This is a genomic window from Phyllobacterium sp. T2-21, assembly GCF_055378485.1.
The window spans coordinates 80,705-98,512 of record NZ_AP027913.1; the positions used below are offsets into that span (position 1 = coordinate 80,705).

Below are 17,808 nucleotides of genomic sequence, written 5' to 3' on the forward strand. Positions count from 1 at the left end.
CCAGCCCATCATCGCTTCAAGTCACGGGGCAGCGGCTAGCGTCGGAAGGTGAGATGGATAGTGCCACTCGGTGCCGTTTCTGTCCTGACTGTATAGCCAGCTTCTAGGCCCCGCAGATCGTCCCACAGGCGGATGCCGCGTCCGAGCAAGATCGGAGCGATCGCAACGTGAAGACGGTCGACAAGGTCCGCCTTGAGGAAGGCGCGAACGACAGTCGCACCACCGCCAACCCGCACATCCTTGCCGCGCGCTGCACTGACAGCCTGCTGAAGCGCATCAACCGGGGTGGTGTTGAGGAAGTGGAAAGTGGTGCCACCGGCCATCTCTATCGAGGGCCTCGGGTTGTGGGTGAGGACGAAGACCGGAACCCGGAACGGTGGCTCGTCGCCCCACCAGCCATGCCAGTTCGGATCGTCGGGAAAGTTGTGGAGTCCGAACATGCCAGCGCCCATAATCTCGGCACCCACATTAGCGAAGTACTCCTTCGCGTATTCGTCGTCGACACTTGTGGTCCCTGCTCCCGTGGTATCCTTTAGCACACGCTCACGGAACGTTCGCGTTGCAGTGTATGCACCGACGAGACGCGGCCAGTCCTCGCCAAACGGCGCTTCGGGCGTCTGATCCGTCGTTGTCGCGAAACCATCGAGCGAGATAATGAGATCGACACGAACTGCCACTGGAGTCCTCCTTGCGCGTGGTTGCACCATAACTGTCCCAATATTCGAAGCCTGTTACTAAGGTATTCACCTTTGTATTCAAAGTTAGATACTAAGGCAAGTACCTTTTTATCCTTGACCGGCGCCCCGGACCACTTTACTGACGCCTATGCCTTATCATTCGACCCCGCTCGACCTCGCCTTTCACGCTCTCAGCGATCCTACCCGCCGCGCCGTGGTGTCGCGGCTGATCGAGGGCGAGTTGCCGGTCAGTGCCCTGGCCGAGCCTTTCGACATGGCGCTGCCCTCCTTCGCCCAGCATCTCAGGGTGCTGGAAGATTGCGGACTGATCGTCAGCGAGAAACGCGGGCGCAGCCGCTGGTGCCAGCTGGTACGGGGGCGCTTCGATGAGGCGGCTGACTGGATGGAAGCCGAGCGCCGGCGCTGGACCGAGCGGTTGGACCGGTTGGAAGTCTACTTGGATAAAACGGAAGAGGAGGGTGAAGGACATGGCAAACCCGTTTGAGACATGGTCGCTCGACCGCGAAATCGTGCTAGTGAAGCTGCTCAACCATCCGCGCGACAAGGTCTTTGCTGCCTGGATGGACCCCAAGGCACTTGGCGAATGGTACGGCCCGGCCGGCTTCAGCATCGAAACCCACGAAGCCGATATCCGCGAGGGCGGGGTCTGGCGGTTCGACATGGTGGGCGTATTCGAAGGCGCGCAGCAGCGCTTCCCAAGCCTCATGCGCTTTGTGGAGATCGTGCCGAACGAGCGGATCGTGATGGACTATGGCACGCCGGATCCTGACGACCCCGACCGTTTCCGCGCCACAGTGACCTTCGACGAGCAGACTGACGGCAAGACGGTGCTGACCATGCGCCAGCTCCATCCCAGCCGCGAACGGCGTCAGGTGGTCATCGGCTTCGGTGCGGTGGAATACGGACTGCAGACGCTGGAGGGCCTCGCCGCCTGGCTGGATGGGTGAGCCCTTGGCCGCTCAGTGCCGCTCGTGTCAGTTGGCGATGGCCGAGGCGGCGTGCAGATCGAGCGACGGTTGATCGCGCAAATCATAGCTTGACGGAACAGGATAGCCGCACACGATGTCTGCGTTCGGGCGGCCGCTATCGTGATCTGCACGACAGCATGAAGGGCGCGAGGCAGAAATGGGAGGAGCGGCATCCTCCCACGCCGCTTTGACGCCATTTCGGACGTTGGTACCGCTTGGCTCGCGGACCACAAGCAGACTCACAAGATAAGGACGATCACGATGACCGAAGCGCTGGACGAGGGACCCTTCTTTCACGGCACAATCGCGGCTTTGCGCGCGGGTGATTTCCTCACCGCAGGATACCGGTCGAACTATCGTCCCGAAGTGGTGATGAACCATATCTACTTCACTGCCATTGTGGACGGTGCCGGGCTTGCCGCTGAAATCGCGGCTGAACTCACCGAAGGCGGCGCAGTCCCGCGCGTTTACGCCGTAGAGCCGACCGGGACATTCGAGAACGACCCGAACGTGACCGACAAGAAATTTCCCGGCAACCCCACGCGGTCGTATCGCAGCAGCGCACCGCTCAAGGTCATTGGCGAAATCACGCATTGGACCAGATTGACGCCCGAAGCACTACAGGTATGGAGAGAACGACTGACCGCGCTGCGCTCAGACGAACGAGGCGAAATCATCAACTGATGCGAGGCGACACGCATCGTGTGCTCATTCCGCGATCGAATCAAAGGAGACGATCAGCTTTCCGCCCCGGACTGGACGGCCAGGTCCCGCGCGCAGAACGGCAGCTTTGAGGAAATGTCGTAGTCTGGTTTAACGGCCGAATAGGGCGCGCATTGCCGCCCGGCATATTGGCAATCGGTCGGTGGTGTCTGTGACCGCATTTCTGCTAAAGCTGGGAAGAAAATCGCCCGCGAAGTCACCAACTGCCGAAGTGTGACGGGCGCATCGGACTGATGGGCCTGTCGCTCATCGAGCCCTGTTGTCTTGAAGGAGGAGCGCTAGGATGAGCACCGACCTGGATACCGTGCGGTCCTATGATATGGTCGCGGCGGAGTACGCTTCAGAGGCCGCGGCGATGCCCGAATGGGTCGCGACAGAGATCGATGTGTTCGTGACCGCGCTGGGTGGCGCGGGCAGGGTGCTGGAGATTGGAAGCGGTGGCGGACGCGATGCACTTGAGCTTGAGAAGCGGGGAATTAGCGTCCGGCGCACCGACATTTCAAAGGGTTTCGTCGAACTGCTTCGCGAAAGTGGCTTCGAGGCCGACACATTGGATCCGCTGACCGAAGACTTGGCCGACCCGCAGCGTCCCGGTACGCCTTACGACGGGATCTGGGCCTGTGCCTGCCTGATTCATGTGGCGCGCGAGGATCTCGGCACGGTGCTTGGGCGGCTTGCCGAGGCGACCCGGACGGGTGGCCGATTGCACGCCTCCGTTCGAGAGGGCGACGGCGAGGATGTGTCCACACACGGCAGTGCTGCAGCGCCCCGGCGCTACGTCGAGACGTACTGGCGCGAGTCTGCCCTGCGGTCCGCACTCACAGACGCCGGCTGGATCGTCGGCGAGGTACGTCGGTGCGTTGGAAAGCCCCATGATCGGTGGCTGAGCGTTCGGGCGAGCCGGGCGTGACCCACACAGAACTTGCGGGAATGGCCGGTTCTGTTGCGACTATGAGCTCTAGGCAGTCACTGCAATGTCAGCTTCCGGTCGAAGGCACAGTTACCTATCGACAGGTATGCGGGTGCATACCTGTCGACGTTGGCGCCGTGGTTGGGCCGAAACAGTCACGTACAAGTGCGCTTCCGTTGTCTTTTCGACCTCGCGAAATGGGCCGCGATGACGCCGGAGAGTTCGCCAGGATGGCGCGCATTAAAGAACCCCTCCACCTGCCTGCATGTAATCGGCGACGCTGTAGCAATGGCTCGCCTGATAGGCGTTCCGCCCCCGGTTCATGTGTGTCAGGTTGAACGTCCGAATGGCGCGCACCACGCGGCGGCTCGTGAGGAATTTGCGGATCGAGACTGAGCCGCGCACATTGATGCCGAAAATGTCCGCGCCACGTGGGAAGAAATAACTGACGTGCTCTGGCAGCGCGACACTTTGCTCCAGAAAGGGTTCGTCCACCCGGCTCGGCGTGGCTGAGCGATCTGTCGTGAAATCCGAAAGATGCACGATGAATCTGGCGCGGATGTCTTCGTCTTGGGCATAAAGCGTAAAAAGCTCCATCCAGCTCGCATTGACGCGGACGAGCGGCTTGTCCGATGTCGATGGTAGACAGGAAACAGACCAGTAGGAGCGCTCGGTCTTGCGCGGGATCGGAATGCAGCTAGGACCGTACAGCCCGAGAATCTCCAGGACTTCCCCTGCTTGCGGGCGACCAAGCAGCTTCTCAAATCGCGCCACATATTTGAAACGCTGTTCCAGGGACTCCAAGCGGTCGCCCGTGTCGGGCAAGTCGATCTCGCCCTCTATCCAATCGCGCTGCTGCTCAAGATCAAGGAATTGTTGCAGGCCGGTGGTTCTCAGGCGAGAGGTCGCTGCCATTCAGAACCCCCGTGAATTTCGTGTGCTCGTCATCGACCGGCTCCTGTGTTCTCGCTGAGGCGTTTGCGAGCATCGCGCCCAATGCGCTTCCGAATGATACATTGCAGATGATGAGTTTGGAACGTCTGCTCGACCATGAGGTACTCAATGCCTTAGCTAGCGCTAAGAGCTTCCCATAGCTTGATCTTTTTCTGTCGCACGATCCCGGCGATTGTGGTCTTGGACTCAGCGATGGGTGGAAATTGCTATGTCCGCTTCTGAGCGAGGATGCGCTGAAACTGAAATGAACCGGGCCTGGAGATTGTCGAGGAGCCATACGCCTGCGCGGCCCGGGAAGCGATCTCGCATATGCGCTGCATAGATGGTCAGAGGGCTGTGAGCGCTGGCAGGATCGTCCTCAATTTGCAGCGGGACGAGGCGTTCCTCGACCAGAAGCGGCATCACCAGATGCTCGGGCATCCGGCACCAGCCAAGCGCTGCGAGGAGGAAATCCAGTCGGCGCCCCAGCTCAACGAAACGCCACACCTTCGTCCCAAGAATTCCATAGCCGGGATTGTCCGGTGTGGACGGATCAGACAGCACAAGCTGGACATGCTCATCCAGGTCCGCGCGCGTTACCGGTCGGCCGAGCCGGGCGAGCGGATGGGCTGGCGACACGACCGGAAGCAGGCGCACGTCAAGCAATGGCAAAGCTACAACATCCTCAGGCACATCAGGTAGAAGCACACAGAACGCGAGTGCAGCATCTCCCCGGCGCAATCGTCGCTCGGCGCCGCCGAGGCCCTCTTCCGAGAAGCTCACCGGCAGGTGAGGAAACGCATCGCGGAGCGCATGCAGGCTATCGATAAACGAAGCAGTGGGTACCAGCGGATCAATTGCGACTGCAAGCTCGGGCTCCAGTCCATTGCGCGTGGCGGCGGCCATCGCCTCGAAACGTGCCGTGCCCGACAGGACGACGCGAGCCTGAGCGACCAGCGCGCGGCCTGCATCCGTCAGGTGCGGGCGATAGCTGCTCCGATCGAACAGGATCACCCCCTGCACGTCTTCCAGCGTTGCAATGGCCTGGCTGATCGCAGACTGGGCACGGTGGAGCTTGCGACCGGCAGCCGAGAAGCTGCCAGTTTCGGTGATCGCTACCAGCACGCGCAACTGGTCCAGGGTCAAACTGCCCAACATTCCATCATCCATATCGATAGAGATAATCGGATTATTATCCCTTTTAATGATGATCGTCCAGCGCGTAAGCTGCAGTCATGCTCTCGGCGCGCCGAACTCCGGCTTCCGCTTCGGCCAACTCAAATCCAAGGATACCATTCATGCCCCACCTTCTCGTTGTCGAAACCAGTCCGCGCGGTGATTCTTCGATCTCGCGCAATCTCACCGGTCGCTTCCTCGCCGAATGGCAGGCAGCACATCCCGGTGGGCAGGTGGTTACCCGTGATCTGATGGAAACGGACTTGTCGTTTGTGAGCGCGCCGTGGCTCCGGGCTTATTTCACGCCGCCCGAGCAGCATTCGACCGAAATGAAAGACGTGCTCCGGCTGTCGGACGAACTTGTCGCGGAGCTGCTGGCGACCGACCATCTCGTCATTGCCACGCCCGTGTACAACTACAACATTCCGGCGGCGCTCAAGGCTTGGGTTGACCACATCGTCCGCAAGGGGTCGACGCTCGGGATGGACGGCAAAGGCCTTGTCAGCGGTAAGAGGGCTACTGTGCTTATGGCCTCCGGTGGTGTTTACACCGAAGGTTCGCCAATCCGCGATCGAGACATCGCGACCCAGTATCTGCGCTTGATCCTGAGCGTCATCGGCATCACCGACGTGACGTTCATTGCGGCAGGTGGAGCAAAGGCAGTTGATTTGGGCGAGATCGGGCGAGATGACTTCCTGGACAAGTTCCAGGGTGAAATCGAGGCTGCTAGTGCTGCTTTCGGGGTGGGCTCGGCGGCCGCCTGATAACTGACCGAAGATCGAAGACAGTGGATTGCTTCATGCCAAGCGAAATCCAGTCGACGGCTTCTTCCATTGCAAATGGGATGGTGAGGTCGAACCACCGCGGCCGGTTGGACGGGATTTTCGCGGTCGCGGAAATTCGGCGCGCTGCACCGTTTCATAGATTGTGCTGTCAGCGAGGAGCACTATCTCACGCCTTGGTGCCCAATGGTGTTCCGGCTAATAGTCTCTCGATCGACCGTGGTCATCGCGGATGGAAAAATGGGTCAACTGGTGCTGAAACTCAACAACAGTATTTTACCTTGATGAAAGCTAAGGTTACGGTGCCGTTGAGAAAGCTTGTTCAGACGCGATCCTTGTCTAAAAAGGCCAAATGATCAGTTGATGAAATTCACCGCAGCACTGCGCATCACAACATTCGCCATGATGTTGCCAACCCAAGCCCTTGCGGATTGCGATATCACAGATACGTTGCTCAAGCAGGCTTACCCTATGGCAGAGCAGGCCGCAGACGGTTTGGCTGTCAAAAGTGGTGGTTATGCTCAGGTGATCAATCCCGACAACGTGGTGTGCAAGGCCTGGCCCTACAGGCCGGAACTCACCCTGGCCGCGATACCGATACTCGAGGCCCTCCCGCCAGCCGAGGGCGAGAACAAGGGAGATGTGGAGATCATTGTCTTCAATCGCACCATTGGCAAGCTGCTCGCCAGACGTCTTGAGACAGGCATGGCCTTCTCCGATGCCATTCGGTTCAGCAGCCTCGAACTCGATACGGCCCGCTACGATGTGAGCGGCGATCTGCGCGCCTTTGGTCTGCGCACTTCGCAATATGGCAGTTCGCGCGTTAACCCCTACGACGAACATGCGCTCTGGCTCTACACGTTTAACAATGGTGGCATTGAACGGGTACTGGATGGACTGATTGTACAGCGCACGAATGGTGAAAATGATGGGGACTGTAGCGGCAGCTCGACGACGATCAAGCGTACGCTCACAATTGCTCCCAAAGAGGAACCAGGCTATCGCGAACTGCGGGTCGAACAGACGGTGATGCACGAGACGTCAACCAAAACGGCCGCGGAATGCCATTCCAGCAATCGCTTCGACCAGCCTGTGCACTTCAGCCTGGCCTATCGAGACGGCCGCTATCGCCCGGTTGCGCGTGTTAACGTCGGCTCTGACAATGGTGATGTCGACGATGATTTATTCTCCAGCATCACGGTAGGAGCAGACAAACCCTAACAGTGTCTCGCATTCGTATTTCGCAAGTCGGTTGAGCGTACTTTGGACGCGCCATCAACATTCCCCTCGTATCATCGGGTCTTTGGATTTCTGCACGTCAGTCGACGTGACTCGATATATCGATAAGACCTCTGAACGTCGCTGATGTCGAAGGCCTCGGCGAGCGATTGCGGAATATTCGTCATTAATCGAGATAACATAAAGCTGGCTGCTATCGGCCTTTTCAAAGGAAGCCTTTGGCAGCTCTCCCGGCCTCGGTTGGCGGGAATGCAAAGCCGTCTGCGGCTTTCATCAAAGGGGTCAATCAGCGCGTGTTTGATTGGCGTTCACTGGCTATTGCCCCGCGGGCGAAACGGGCTTCTCAACGAGAAGTCCTATCCTGCCAAGACAAATCCCCCCCCTCATCTCCATTGAAAATGAACGGCCGGCCACGCCTGGGCGCGCTTGCCTTTCGCTGCGGGTAACCGATCTTGAAAGCGACCCTTTTGCAGGGCAATCTCAGCGGGGAGTGCAGAGACTGTTGCTGCCTGCCGGCAAACATGGCACACCGGGGCAGCTGGCGCCTGCGCTGCAGGATGGAAAGAACCGGCCGGGAGACAGAGCACCGCATGATGAAGTCCAGTCTTGATCATCTGCCCGAACGCAAGCAGCGGGAACTCATGCGCATTGTCGACCTTCTCCTTGAGGAATTCGAGGATGCGCTGAAGGATGCGACGGCCGACTTCAAGAAGAAGGGCCGGATCCTGAAGGTGATCCTGTTCGGCTCCTATGCGCGCGGGGACTGGGTGGACGAGCCCCACACGATGAAGGGGTACCGGTCCGACTATGACCTGCTCATCCTTGTCAACAACCGCAAGCTGACCGACTTTGCCAGCTACTGGTACAAGGCCGCCGACCGGCTGATCCACGACAAGGGCGTTCACACGCAGGTCGGCTTCATCGTCCATTCGCGCCGCGAGGTGAACACGGCGCTCCGGCAAGGCCAGTATTTCTTTTCCGACATTCAGCGTCAGGGCATTGTGCTTTACGAACTCGACGACGAGCCGCTGGCCGAGCCCCGCCCGCTCACCCCGGCCGACGAGTACACGGTGGCAAGGGAGCATTTTGAGATTCGTTTTCATTATGCAAAGGACTTTGCCAAGGGTGCGAAATTCTACCTAGACGAGGGGAATTTAAATCTGGCTGCGTTCGAGCTTCACCAATCGATCGAACAGGCCTATTCGACCGCGCTTCTCACCCTCACCAATTACGGCCCGGCATCGCACAATCTGAACTTTCTGCGCACCTTGGCCGAAGGCCGGGACCGGCGCCTTGCCGAGGCCTGGCCGCGCGATCAGCAGCGCTATCGCGCCTGGTTCAACACGGTCAACGAAGCCTATGTCAAATCGCGCTATTCCAAGCATTACGCGATCAGCGAGGAAGCGCTTGTCTGGCTGGGCGAGCGGACCGCCATCCTGCATGACCTTGTCGAGACGATCTGCAGGGACCATCTCGGTGAGCTCGAGGCGAAAGCCGCCGTCTAGTTCAATGTTTCCGGCAGAGGCTACCGTCGTGGAGGCTGCGGTCATCCACAGCGCCGGTGTTTACAAGGGAAATAGCCAGTCCATCGTAGACCTTCCGGCTAAGGGCACAGACGATCGTTTTTTTGGGCTCCTTGAATGTTCCAAGCTGCGTTCGAACCGGTTAGGCCTGCGCCTGGCAGCGGCAAGACTGGCCCAGCGACAGTACGCCCGCATCCATCTCAATGCTCCAACACTTTATTCTGCCGATGTCGCTGCGGATCAATGATCAAGATGCAGCCGGCGGGATATTTTGGTTCAGCCGAAATAAATTGGTCGGATCATATTTGGTTTTAAGCGCCACCAGGCGGGCGTAGTTCTCGCCATAGGCCTGGCGCACGCGGTCGCCGCCCTCATCGCCGAGGTTGTTTGCGTAGACGCCGCCGGTCGCATATGGCCTGATGGCGCTCCACATCGCGCGAGCCCACTGGATGTTTGCTTCGTCATCCACCGGATCATCCCAGATCGCGATCGGGAAACAGTCATAAAGCGCGTCACGATTGGCGTAAGGTGCTTCAGATTTTGGCACGCGGGCGATAGCGCCGCCGACCTGCTGGAAGACCAAGAGCGAGGTGGCAGAGGGAGCGCCGGCATAAGCCTCGAGCAGCGCATCGATAGCGGAATCACTGATTTCGTTGAGGAACTGGGCTTTCCAGTAATAGCGGCGTCCGCGCGGGAAAATGGTGTCGCCCTTCGACTGGATCTGAAGGTAGGGGACGGCTCCAAGGCTGCTTTCCAGGGGTGTGCCGAACTCCATCAGAGGTGCGAGGATGGGCTTGCCAGATTCGGGTGGTCCGACATAGCAGGCTGAAACGCTGAAGAACCGTTCACCCGATTGCATCGTCACAAGCGCCCCGTCGACACTTAGTTCGTCCGGCGCTTTGCGGGCAAAGTCGTCATAAAAGCGGATCGCCTCGCGGGCCTGATCGTAATGGTGAAGCACCGAACCGACGAGAAGGGACGGGCCGACAGGATGAAGCGCGTACTCAAACGCCGTCACGATTCCGAAATTGCCCCCACCGCCCCGCAAGCCCCAGAACAGATCAGAATGATCAGCGGCGCTTGCCCTAAGCAGCCTCCCGTCAGCCGTGACGACGTCGGCCGCGATGAGATTATCACAAGTCAAACCATATTTGCGGCCGAGCTTGCCGAAACCGCCACCCAGCGTGAGCCCGGCGATGCCGGTGTCGCTATTAACACCCATCGTCGTCGCCAGACCGTAAGCCTGCGTCGCCGTATCGAACTCACCCAAGCTCAGACCAGCCTCGGCATGGACGACGCGGCTGACGGGATCGACCGCGATGCGCTTCATGCGCGAGAGATCGATGACGATGCCGGCATCACAGACCGACAGGCCCGCGACGTTGTGGCCGCCGCTTCTAACCGCCACAAGACAGTTGTGCGCCCGAGCGAAGGTCACGGCCAGGATCACGTCGTTGGCGTCGACGCAGTAGGCAATCAGGGCCGGCCGCCTATCGATTGCCCCGTTCCAGACCCTGCGCGCTTCATCGTAGACGGCGTCTCCTGGAATGATCAAGTCGCCCCGAAGGCCTTGCCGAAGCTTCTCAATGGCTGCAGGGCCGGGCGGATATGTGCCCGTTGGATGGTCAATTGGCCGCTTCAACTCCATCGTTGTACACCTCCCAGCTTTTGGTATGGTCTCATAGGCCCGCAGCCAACTGCAATGTCGAAGATCTCAGGTGCTGGATGAGAGAAATTCATCTACATTGTCCACATGAGAAAGCTTCCACCTCTTCGCTCGTTGCACGCCTTCGAGGCGGCTGCGAGGCATGGGAGCTTCAAGGCGGCTGCAGAGGAGCTCGGCGTTACACCGACGGCGATCAGCCATCAAATCCGGTTGCTGGAAGGGACGTGCGGTTGCCAACTGTTTCAGCGGCGTCCGCGACCTCTCGTGTTAACGAGCGCCGGCGCCCGACTGTTTCCCGCTCTGCGCAATGGCTTTGATGCCCTCGCAGGTGCCATCGCTGCCGTTGCCGAGACGGACGAGCAGGCGCCTTTGCGGGTTACCAGCCCGAATGCCTTTGCAAGTCGATGGCTCGTCCCACGCCTGCCAAAGTGGCGGGAAACAAACCCAACCGTCCCGTTGGAGATCATCGGGACCGATGCGGTGCTGGATCTGCGCGCCGGGGCAGCGGATGTCGCCATCCGCTATGCCCGCAGGCCGCCTTCGGACTTTCCTGCACAGGAGGTCTGCCGCGATACGTTTTTTCCGGTGTGCAGCCCAAATTTACTCGAGCGGGACGGCCATGCATCTCAGCGGCTCTCGGATCTTCTGCGTTTTCCTTTGATCCATTTTGATTGGTTGAACAAGGATCCCGAGGCCCCGACCTGGCGGCAATGGCTGTCGAAAGCGCGGTCGATCGATCCCAATCTGAAGGTGGACAAGGCGTGGGATCTGAGCTTTCGGGAAGAACTGCACGCGATTGACGCGGTCCTGGCAGGGCAGGGAATCGCGATCTGCAGCGATGTCATCGTCGGTCATGAGTTGGAAACCGGTCTGCTCGTCAAAGCGCATCCGCTATCGTTGCCGGGCTACGGTTTCTACATCGTCTCGATGCCTTACAGTCCCCGGGCGGCGGTCATAGAGGCTTTTTCGGTCTGGATTAAAGATGTCCGCTGACGGGTTGCATGGCAAAGGCTGAGTCAGTGTCGGAATTGCAATATGAACTTGGCGTTGCCATCTCGCGCTGATCCACTGACTGCGTTCGACGCTTGCATGAATCTTCATTATTGCGGCGTGACATTAGAATTGTTCGAGGAGTGGTTGAGCATACATCTGCAAATACCTAATCATGACGCCTGTCTTGCAAGAGAGTATTACCGTGAATGTTTGTGTTCTGGGAGCGACTGGTTTCATCGGCCAACACCTTGTTGAGCGATTGATCTCGCTTGGCTACGCTGTGTCTGTGTTGAGCCGAAGTGAACCGGATGTCGCGCGCGTTAGGTTTCCAACGAAATCGGTGCAATGGACTGTCGGCGACTGGAATGATCAAAGCAAACTGACAGAAGCAATGGCTGGTGCCGATATCTGCTTCCACCTGATTTGTACTACGCTCCCGCGATCCTCCAACGAAAATCCGATCCATGACGTAACGTCGAACGTGTGCGGTACCATCAGAGTGCTTGAAACTGCGCTTGCATCTGGATGTCGCAAGGTGGTGTTTGCTTCATCGGGCGGGACTATTTATGGAGTGCCGCAGAGCATCCCGATTGCGGAATTTCACCCGCTTGAACCTAATAATTCCTATGGGATTAGCAAACTTGCCATTGAAAAATATATGAAGCTCTTTTTCAATCTGCATGGTTTGGAATACGGAATAGCGCGATTGTCTAATCCCTATGGCGAGGCCCAGGCGACGGACCGCGCCCAAGGAGCAGTTTCTGTTTTCTTGCATCGGGCATTAACGTATAAACCAATCGAAATCTGGGGAGACGGTTCGATTGTTAGGGATTATCTCTACATTGCTGACGCAGTGGACGGCTTGATCAAGGTGGCAAACTATGCGGGCATCGAAAGAATATTCAATATTGGCTCAGGACGTGGGCTGTCCTTGTTGGATATCGTCAATGAAATCGAAACTCTCCTGAACAGAAAAGTCAGTGTACGGCATGCTGCGGGCAATCAGTTCGATGTGCCCATCAATATACTCAGCATAGACCGGGCAATAAACGTCCTCGGCTTTCAACCAAAGGTGCCATTCAAAGCGGGTTTGCAACGCACGGCTCAATGGCATCAGTCTTATGGCAGGCGTGCGATGGAAGCGATTTCTGGAGACTGAATCCTCATATGCGGCGTTCCCTGCCACTGTTATGGTGTCGGTCGCTTAATTGCGGGTGCATCCGAGGAGTCATCACGCAGCGCATCAAATTTGTTCGATTGGTATTGCACATCTGGTGCGACCACTAAAAGGAGACCCAGAGCGCCATGACAACGACAGATGTACGCGCCGTCATTCTCATACCTGCCTACGGGCAGCCGTGGCTCACAGCCGAGACACTTCATACGGCTGTGGCACAACAAACCGATTTTGATTTTGCTGTTGTGGTCGTCAATGACGGTTGCCCTTCACCGGAAACCCACGAGATTTGTCTCAATTTCTCGGCAACATATGAAGGGAAGGTCTTTTATCTGAAAAAGGCGAATGGGGGCCTTAGCGCCGCCAGAAATTCTGGTATCGAGTTTGCTCTGCGCTCTTTCCCCGCGCTGGAGGCGATTTATTTTCTCGATTGCGACAATCACATCGGCCCCCTTCTCTTGCAACGACTTGTCAATGCATTGAGATTCTCGGACGAAACAGTCGGTTGGGCTTATGCTGATGTCGACAAGTTCGGATTTGCAAGTTTTCATGACACCTCCGGTATCTATTCGCCTTTGGAGCACCTTTTTCGCAGCTTCTGCGAAGCGGGTAGCATGGTCTCACGGCGAATGCTCGATACTGGCATCCGCTTCGACACGGCGATGCGCAAAGGCGTCGAAGATTGGGACTTCTGGCTGCAAGGGCTCGACAAAGGTTTTCGCGGTGTTCATGTGCCGGATGCGGGCTTTCACTACCGGCGCCGTGGTGAAAGCATGCTGGTGGAAGCAGAACGGGACTTCGCGCCAATTCTCACCTACATCCGCGAGAAGCATTCCCGGCTCTATAATGTTAAAGCCGTGTTGCGGATGGAGATTGAGGCACGGGCACGGTATGCTGTTTACCATCCGGACACAGGCTTTGTGCGGTGCATGACAGTTCATGGTATTGAAGAGCTTGTGAAGCTTGACGACTACCTTGTTCGTCTCTTTCGCGCTGCCGAGCGCCCCGGCTATGGCCTTTGCCCCGGTCATTTGATCCTTATGGATCAAGCACTCCACGATATGCTGGTGACGGAACGTCTGCTCCAGGGTGTGCTGTGGACGCTTGAATGCGCTGTGATGCACGCAGCGATAGCAACGTGCTCGCTCACCATTCATTCCTCAAACGAACGGATGCTCCATTGGGATTCACTTTCCGTGAATCGGACGAGTGCACACAACCTTCCGCCAATACCGGAAAAAGCGCAGATCATCGCTATAGAAGCCGGCGAACTGCTTGCACAGCAATTTGCTGAAGGCGGCTTTGCCTACGGCAATCACTGGCACATGGCGAAATCGCTTGGTGGCTGTTTTTTTGATCTTGAAGTAAGCAGCCCCGGTGAAATCAAAGCATTCAAACCGCTTGCTGAAGGCTTTGCGTCCCTACTCCAGGCCGTGGAGCAGTTGGCCCTGCGTGAGCAGCGTGCCCTTTGGCACGCCATCGAACGCGATCGCTATCGTGCTCAGGCCACCCATCCGCGTGATTTCTATCCGGAGCTTTTCAACACGGCATCGGTCTTTCCAACGCCCGTGACAGACCGATGCATAGCAATTGTTGTTGACGATGCCACGACCGCTTCAATCGCGCTTGCCGCGCGGCTGGCCAACACGCTTCGTGAAGCAGGAACTGTTTTGCATCTTGTGACCTTCGCCTGGCACTTGTCAGGCAATACCAATGATCTCGACGCATTTGCCGAAATCGTTTCACTGCCGCTGGCCTCCCTTCGCGCCACCTCCAAGACCATGCGTCAAGAATATCTTGGAACGAGCCTGCCTCATCTCGATTGGCGCGACAGGCAGGCGGCGGTCGCTACGCTTGCGGGCTATTCACTGGTTGTCTCTGCCGAAAGCACTGTCCTGCATTTGCTTGCCGGCGCGTTGCGGCGACTGAAGGTGGAAACCTGGGCTTTCCTAGCCAAAGACGACACACGCTCCGCCGCCGATACAATCACAGCCTGCGCTGCTTTTGAGCAGGCCTATGATGCGATCTTCCCGCAAACACGGGACATGCTGCATCTTTGCCGCGGTCTCGGTATCCCGCCGAGAAAGCTGCGTCCGTGGCACGGCACCGATGCCATGGCCTTCGCCGAAGCGACTACACCTGCAATCGAACACAGCCGAGTCTCAGCCTAATGCTACACGTTTCTCCAGATCTGCTTCCCGCACTCTATGACGGTCATCCCAAAGTTTTGATTGTAAAGTCTAAGGCTCAGCCTTGGACGTTCGTTCCTCCGACGAATACGGTGCGTTGGCTTGTCGCCGAAAAATCCGATACCGGCGGTTTCATTCTCACCGGTGCCGCTGACACCGGAACCGATCATCATTTGCTTGACATGCCACCCACGAATGTCTGGGTCGTCTGGAATCCGCATGATGAAGAACAGGCGGCAGGCTTGGCGCAATGGTGGGCGGGTGCTGGCGGAATCGGAGCGGAGCCAAGCTTCATTGACGGTGACGCGGCAAAGCTGAATGCAGCGCTATTTGAGCGCGCGCGCGCTGAAGTCACTCGTCTGACGCAGGTAAATCAACTGCTGATCGAGGACTTGGCAGCGCTGCGTGAAAGCTGGGCCCAGGATGTCAGACTTCCGCCGGAGCTTGAGGATTTATTGGCCAACCTTCGCCTTGCACCGCCGCGCCTCATCTTTGAGACTGCCGCGCCGACGGTTGATGCGAAGACGGTGCAGGCAGCAATGGGTGGTGAGAAGGCACCACATTTGTGTCAACGCTTGCCTATCGGGGCTCACGGGCTGCTTGGCATAGATGTGCACGTCGCTGTTCCTGGTTCCGGATACGGGCATCTTCGTGTCTCTTTATATGTTCGTGAGACGGAAAAGGCGTTGGCGCACTGGGAGATTGCCTATGGCGAACTCAAACCAGGCTGGCTGCCCTTGCGATTGCCTGCAGCGTTGACCCTTCGATCGCATGGACTCGAGCTGCGTGTTCATGCCACGGGCGGTGTAGATGCACCAAAGTTCACATGTTCGCCAGTTGGTCTTTTACCCGAATATTCATATACATCGACCGGCAGCGAGACTGCAGGCGACACTATGCTCGCCCTCAAACTCTGGGGTGGTATTCCTGGCACTAAGGCAAACACTGGTTCGAGCATGGCTCCGTTGCCGGCAGATCCCGTGATGGCGATTCCCGAACATACGGTGGCTGCGGCCAGGACGACACGAGAACTTACCTGGGCTTATCCCTATTTCGGCTATTTAAAAGGAGGACGGGTGTTGTTGCGCCCGTTGCGGGAAAATCCGGCGTCGGCGGCGTCCATCAGCCTGCCCGCCATACCAGGCATAAGCGCTGTGTCTTGTCAGGCTACGATTGACGATGGCTTGTGCAAAACGCGGCTGCTTGTACGCCTTGCGGTAACGCGCCCCGGTCACGATGCTGACGAGGCGGAGCAGGGGATTGGCGTGCTCGCCTCAACCGCATGGATTGAACTTGCTGAACCCCTCAAGCCCTTCCCGTTGACCATTCGCCTCCCCGAGCCGCTATCCAGTCCGATTGACATTCATTTTTTCTCGCGTCTTCCGCGCGGGGGGACGTTGGAACACGGCCGCGTGATTTTCGACGGCTTCGAAGCTGCGCTTTCGGATCGAGCAGCCTGGCAGTGCGCCCCGGTCATGCCGTTGGCCACACCATAACAAATCTGCATCCGATGCCGCTGCACGGTCCGTCAATGTCGTGGATATCAATAATGACAGGGTAGTGGACTGGTAGCGGCTATCGGTCGCCTATCCTGCGACGGTGCAACGACTGAAACCGGCGAAAGCCGTTGTCCTTTGCGGACTGGTTCTGTGGATTGCATCGTATCCGACCCGTGCGTTGCTGTGCGCCCATATGATCGGCCAATATGTTCGCGTGAGTCCGGATCAGTTTTCGCCCAGCACGGCGGACCAGATTACCGGCGGGGTCTTCACGGTCTACGGCGCCTATGTCGACGTAGTGCGCAATCGTGGTCCGGTCGTAACCTACGGCGTCAACGACATGGTGCTGGACAATTGGGGCGTCGTTGATCGCTGGACCGCCGAGGCCAAGATCACCTCGCACGGTCCAAGCGGCATCGGCTTCGTTAACTTCGGCATCGTCCATGAACTGAAAGTCAACGCTCCCATCGAAACCTTCGGTGCAGGTGCGCGCGGCTTCAATGTCTATACCGGCACGGTCAACCTCGCGGAGTTCGACCGCGTTGTTACCCACGCGGACGGCGCAGTCGGCGTTCAGATCAGCCAGCCGATCGGTCGGCTGATCGTGCATCGCGGCATTGAAACATTCGGTGGCACCGGGCCGTCGCTGGTCAAGGGCGTTGTCATCACGCTCTCGGCCATCGCGCTGAGCATCAAGCCGGGTGGTTCAGCACGCGAGATCGAGATCAGTGGCGGCATCAAGACCAATGGAGCCGGAGTCGCCCCGATCGAACAGCATGGTGCAATCACCTCGTTACGCGTGACCGGCGGCTTTGTCGCGGCAGGCGGCGGTTTTGACAAGATCTGATGAATGCCGGTCATTGCGCGTAAGCTGATTGTTCAACCGGACCTTCCAGATTGTAGGGTGCAGGCAACACCAGCAGAGTATGCTTTCCGCCCTGTTTGAGCAGTTTGTCAGAGATGCCTGACCCGCAAGCAACGCAGTCAATATATCTTGTGAAGCCGCGCTAAACATCCGGAATCATTTTTGTTTGTTGAATTTTGCATCCAGCTGTTGCGACCAGTGTTCAAAACTTGTCGTCAGCAACAGAATGTCGTTTTGCAGTTCCAGCTTCAGCAGTTCCCAGTCAATGCCGTGCGATCCTTCAAGCCTTGCTTTCAGTTTCGATTGTATATCCCTGCGCTTTTGGTCAAAGCGGTCGTACCGGGCTGGGACATTCGCCGGTAGCATGCCGAGTGACATATGCGCTTCCCGCTTGGACCTGAATCTCTGTTCAAACCGCGCCAGCTTTCCGATGACGTCACGAACGATATTGTCCTGCATGTCTTCCT

At 57.9% G+C, this 17,808-nt stretch carries 17 protein-coding genes; 12 read left to right on the forward strand and 5 right to left on the reverse strand.

The window, feature by feature from the left end:
- Positions 1 to 35: 35 nt before the first annotated feature.
- The gene (locus tag ACZ5FP_RS18515; protein WP_464663460.1) at positions 36 to 677 is read right to left on the reverse strand and encodes a dihydrofolate reductase family protein; all 642 of its coding nucleotides are present in this window, start codon (positions 675 to 677) and stop codon (positions 36 to 38) included.
- A 148-nt stretch (positions 678 to 825) separates the two neighbouring features.
- Here ACZ5FP_RS18515 and ACZ5FP_RS18520 point away from each other — a divergent pair, with 148 nt between their 5' ends.
- The 4 genes from ACZ5FP_RS18520 to ACZ5FP_RS18535 all read left to right on the forward strand — a co-directional run bounded on the left by ACZ5FP_RS18520 (position 826) and on the right by ACZ5FP_RS18535 (position 3,299).
- Positions 826 to 1,182 (forward strand): ArsR/SmtB family transcription factor, encoded by a 357-nt coding sequence (locus ACZ5FP_RS18520; RefSeq protein WP_464663462.1) that lies wholly within the window; start codon positions 826 to 828, stop codon positions 1,180 to 1,182.
- On the forward strand, positions 1,166 to 1,645 hold the full coding sequence (locus ACZ5FP_RS18525; RefSeq protein WP_464663464.1) for an SRPBCC family protein: 480 nt from the start codon (positions 1,166 to 1,168) through the stop codon (positions 1,643 to 1,645). The genes ACZ5FP_RS18520 and ACZ5FP_RS18525 overlap by 17 nt, the downstream gene beginning before the upstream one ends.
- 282 nt (positions 1,646 to 1,927) lie before the next feature.
- Positions 1,928 to 2,350, forward strand: coding sequence for an NAD(+)--rifampin ADP-ribosyltransferase (arr, locus tag ACZ5FP_RS18530; RefSeq protein ID WP_464663466.1), 423 nt, complete (start codon positions 1,928 to 1,930; stop codon positions 2,348 to 2,350).
- A 322-nt stretch (positions 2,351 to 2,672) separates the two neighbouring features.
- Complete coding sequence (locus ACZ5FP_RS18535; protein WP_464663468.1) at positions 2,673 to 3,299, forward strand: class I SAM-dependent methyltransferase; 627 nt, start codon at positions 2,673 to 2,675, stop codon at positions 3,297 to 3,299.
- Positions 3,300 to 3,539: 240 nt separating this feature from the next.
- Here the strand turns inward: ACZ5FP_RS18535 and ACZ5FP_RS18540 are convergent, their stop codons facing one another.
- Both ACZ5FP_RS18540 and ACZ5FP_RS18545 read right to left on the reverse strand, forming a co-directional pair.
- Positions 3,540 to 4,214 carry a hypothetical protein gene (locus tag ACZ5FP_RS18540; protein ID WP_464663469.1) on the reverse strand — a complete coding sequence of 225 codons (675 nt, stop codon included), beginning with the start codon at positions 4,212 to 4,214 and terminating at the stop codon, positions 3,540 to 3,542.
- Positions 4,215 to 4,439: 225 nt separating this feature from the next.
- The gene (locus ACZ5FP_RS18545; protein WP_464663470.1) at positions 4,440 to 5,390 is read right to left on the reverse strand and encodes a LysR family transcriptional regulator; all 951 of its coding nucleotides are present in this window, start codon (positions 5,388 to 5,390) and stop codon (positions 4,440 to 4,442) included.
- Between the two features lie 140 nt (positions 5,391 to 5,530).
- Between ACZ5FP_RS18545 and ACZ5FP_RS18550 the strand changes: the two genes are divergently transcribed.
- From ACZ5FP_RS18550 to ACZ5FP_RS18560, 3 genes are all read left to right on the forward strand, one after another.
- Complete coding sequence (locus tag ACZ5FP_RS18550; RefSeq protein WP_464663472.1) at positions 5,531 to 6,172, forward strand: FMN-dependent NADH-azoreductase; 642 nt, start codon at positions 5,531 to 5,533, stop codon at positions 6,170 to 6,172.
- Positions 6,173 to 6,553: 381 nt separating this feature from the next.
- Complete coding sequence (locus tag ACZ5FP_RS18555; RefSeq protein WP_464663474.1) at positions 6,554 to 7,411, forward strand: PA3715 family protein; 858 nt, start codon at positions 6,554 to 6,556, stop codon at positions 7,409 to 7,411.
- Between the two features lie 611 nt (positions 7,412 to 8,022).
- Complete coding sequence (locus ACZ5FP_RS18560) at positions 8,023 to 8,934, forward strand: nucleotidyltransferase and HEPN domain-containing protein (RefSeq protein ID WP_464664001.1); 912 nt, start codon at positions 8,023 to 8,025, stop codon at positions 8,932 to 8,934.
- 265 nt (positions 8,935 to 9,199) lie between these two features.
- On the opposite strand, the gene ACZ5FP_RS18565 is transcribed toward ACZ5FP_RS18560, so the two are convergent.
- Positions 9,200 to 10,600, reverse strand: coding sequence for an FAD-binding oxidoreductase (locus tag ACZ5FP_RS18565; protein WP_464663476.1), 1,401 nt, complete (start codon positions 10,598 to 10,600; stop codon positions 9,200 to 9,202).
- A 105-nt stretch (positions 10,601 to 10,705) separates the two neighbouring features.
- On the opposite strand from ACZ5FP_RS18565, the gene ACZ5FP_RS18570 reads away from it, so the two are divergent.
- The 5 genes from ACZ5FP_RS18570 (at position 10,706) to ACZ5FP_RS18590 (ending at position 17,323) form a co-directional block, all read left to right on the forward strand.
- Entirely contained in the window at positions 10,706 to 11,611 is a 906-nt protein-coding gene (locus tag ACZ5FP_RS18570; protein ID WP_464663478.1) for a LysR substrate-binding domain-containing protein, read from the forward strand.
- Between the two features lie 172 nt (positions 11,612 to 11,783).
- Positions 11,784 to 12,770, forward strand: coding sequence for an NAD-dependent epimerase/dehydratase family protein (locus ACZ5FP_RS18575; protein WP_464663479.1), 987 nt, complete (start codon positions 11,784 to 11,786; stop codon positions 12,768 to 12,770).
- Positions 12,771 to 12,916: 146 nt separating this feature from the next.
- A complete protein-coding gene (locus ACZ5FP_RS18580; protein ID WP_464663481.1) occupies positions 12,917 to 14,959 on the forward strand; it encodes a glycosyltransferase family 2 protein in 2,043 nt (680 codons plus the stop codon).
- Positions 14,959 to 16,473: a DUF6212 domain-containing protein gene (locus ACZ5FP_RS18585; RefSeq protein WP_464663483.1), complete on the forward strand. Its 1,515-nt coding sequence runs from the start codon at positions 14,959 to 14,961 to the stop codon at positions 16,471 to 16,473. Before ACZ5FP_RS18580 ends, ACZ5FP_RS18585 begins: the two co-directional genes overlap by 1 nt.
- 103 nt (positions 16,474 to 16,576) lie before the next feature.
- Positions 16,577 to 17,323 (forward strand): hypothetical protein, encoded by a 747-nt coding sequence (locus ACZ5FP_RS18590; RefSeq protein WP_464663485.1) that lies wholly within the window; start codon positions 16,577 to 16,579, stop codon positions 17,321 to 17,323.
- 174 nt (positions 17,324 to 17,497) lie between these two features.
- Here the strand turns inward: ACZ5FP_RS18590 and ACZ5FP_RS18595 are convergent, their stop codons facing one another.
- The gene (locus ACZ5FP_RS18595; RefSeq protein WP_464663487.1) at positions 17,498 to 17,800 is read right to left on the reverse strand and encodes a hypothetical protein; all 303 of its coding nucleotides are present in this window, start codon (positions 17,798 to 17,800) and stop codon (positions 17,498 to 17,500) included.
- Positions 17,801 to 17,808: the final 8 nt, after the last annotated feature.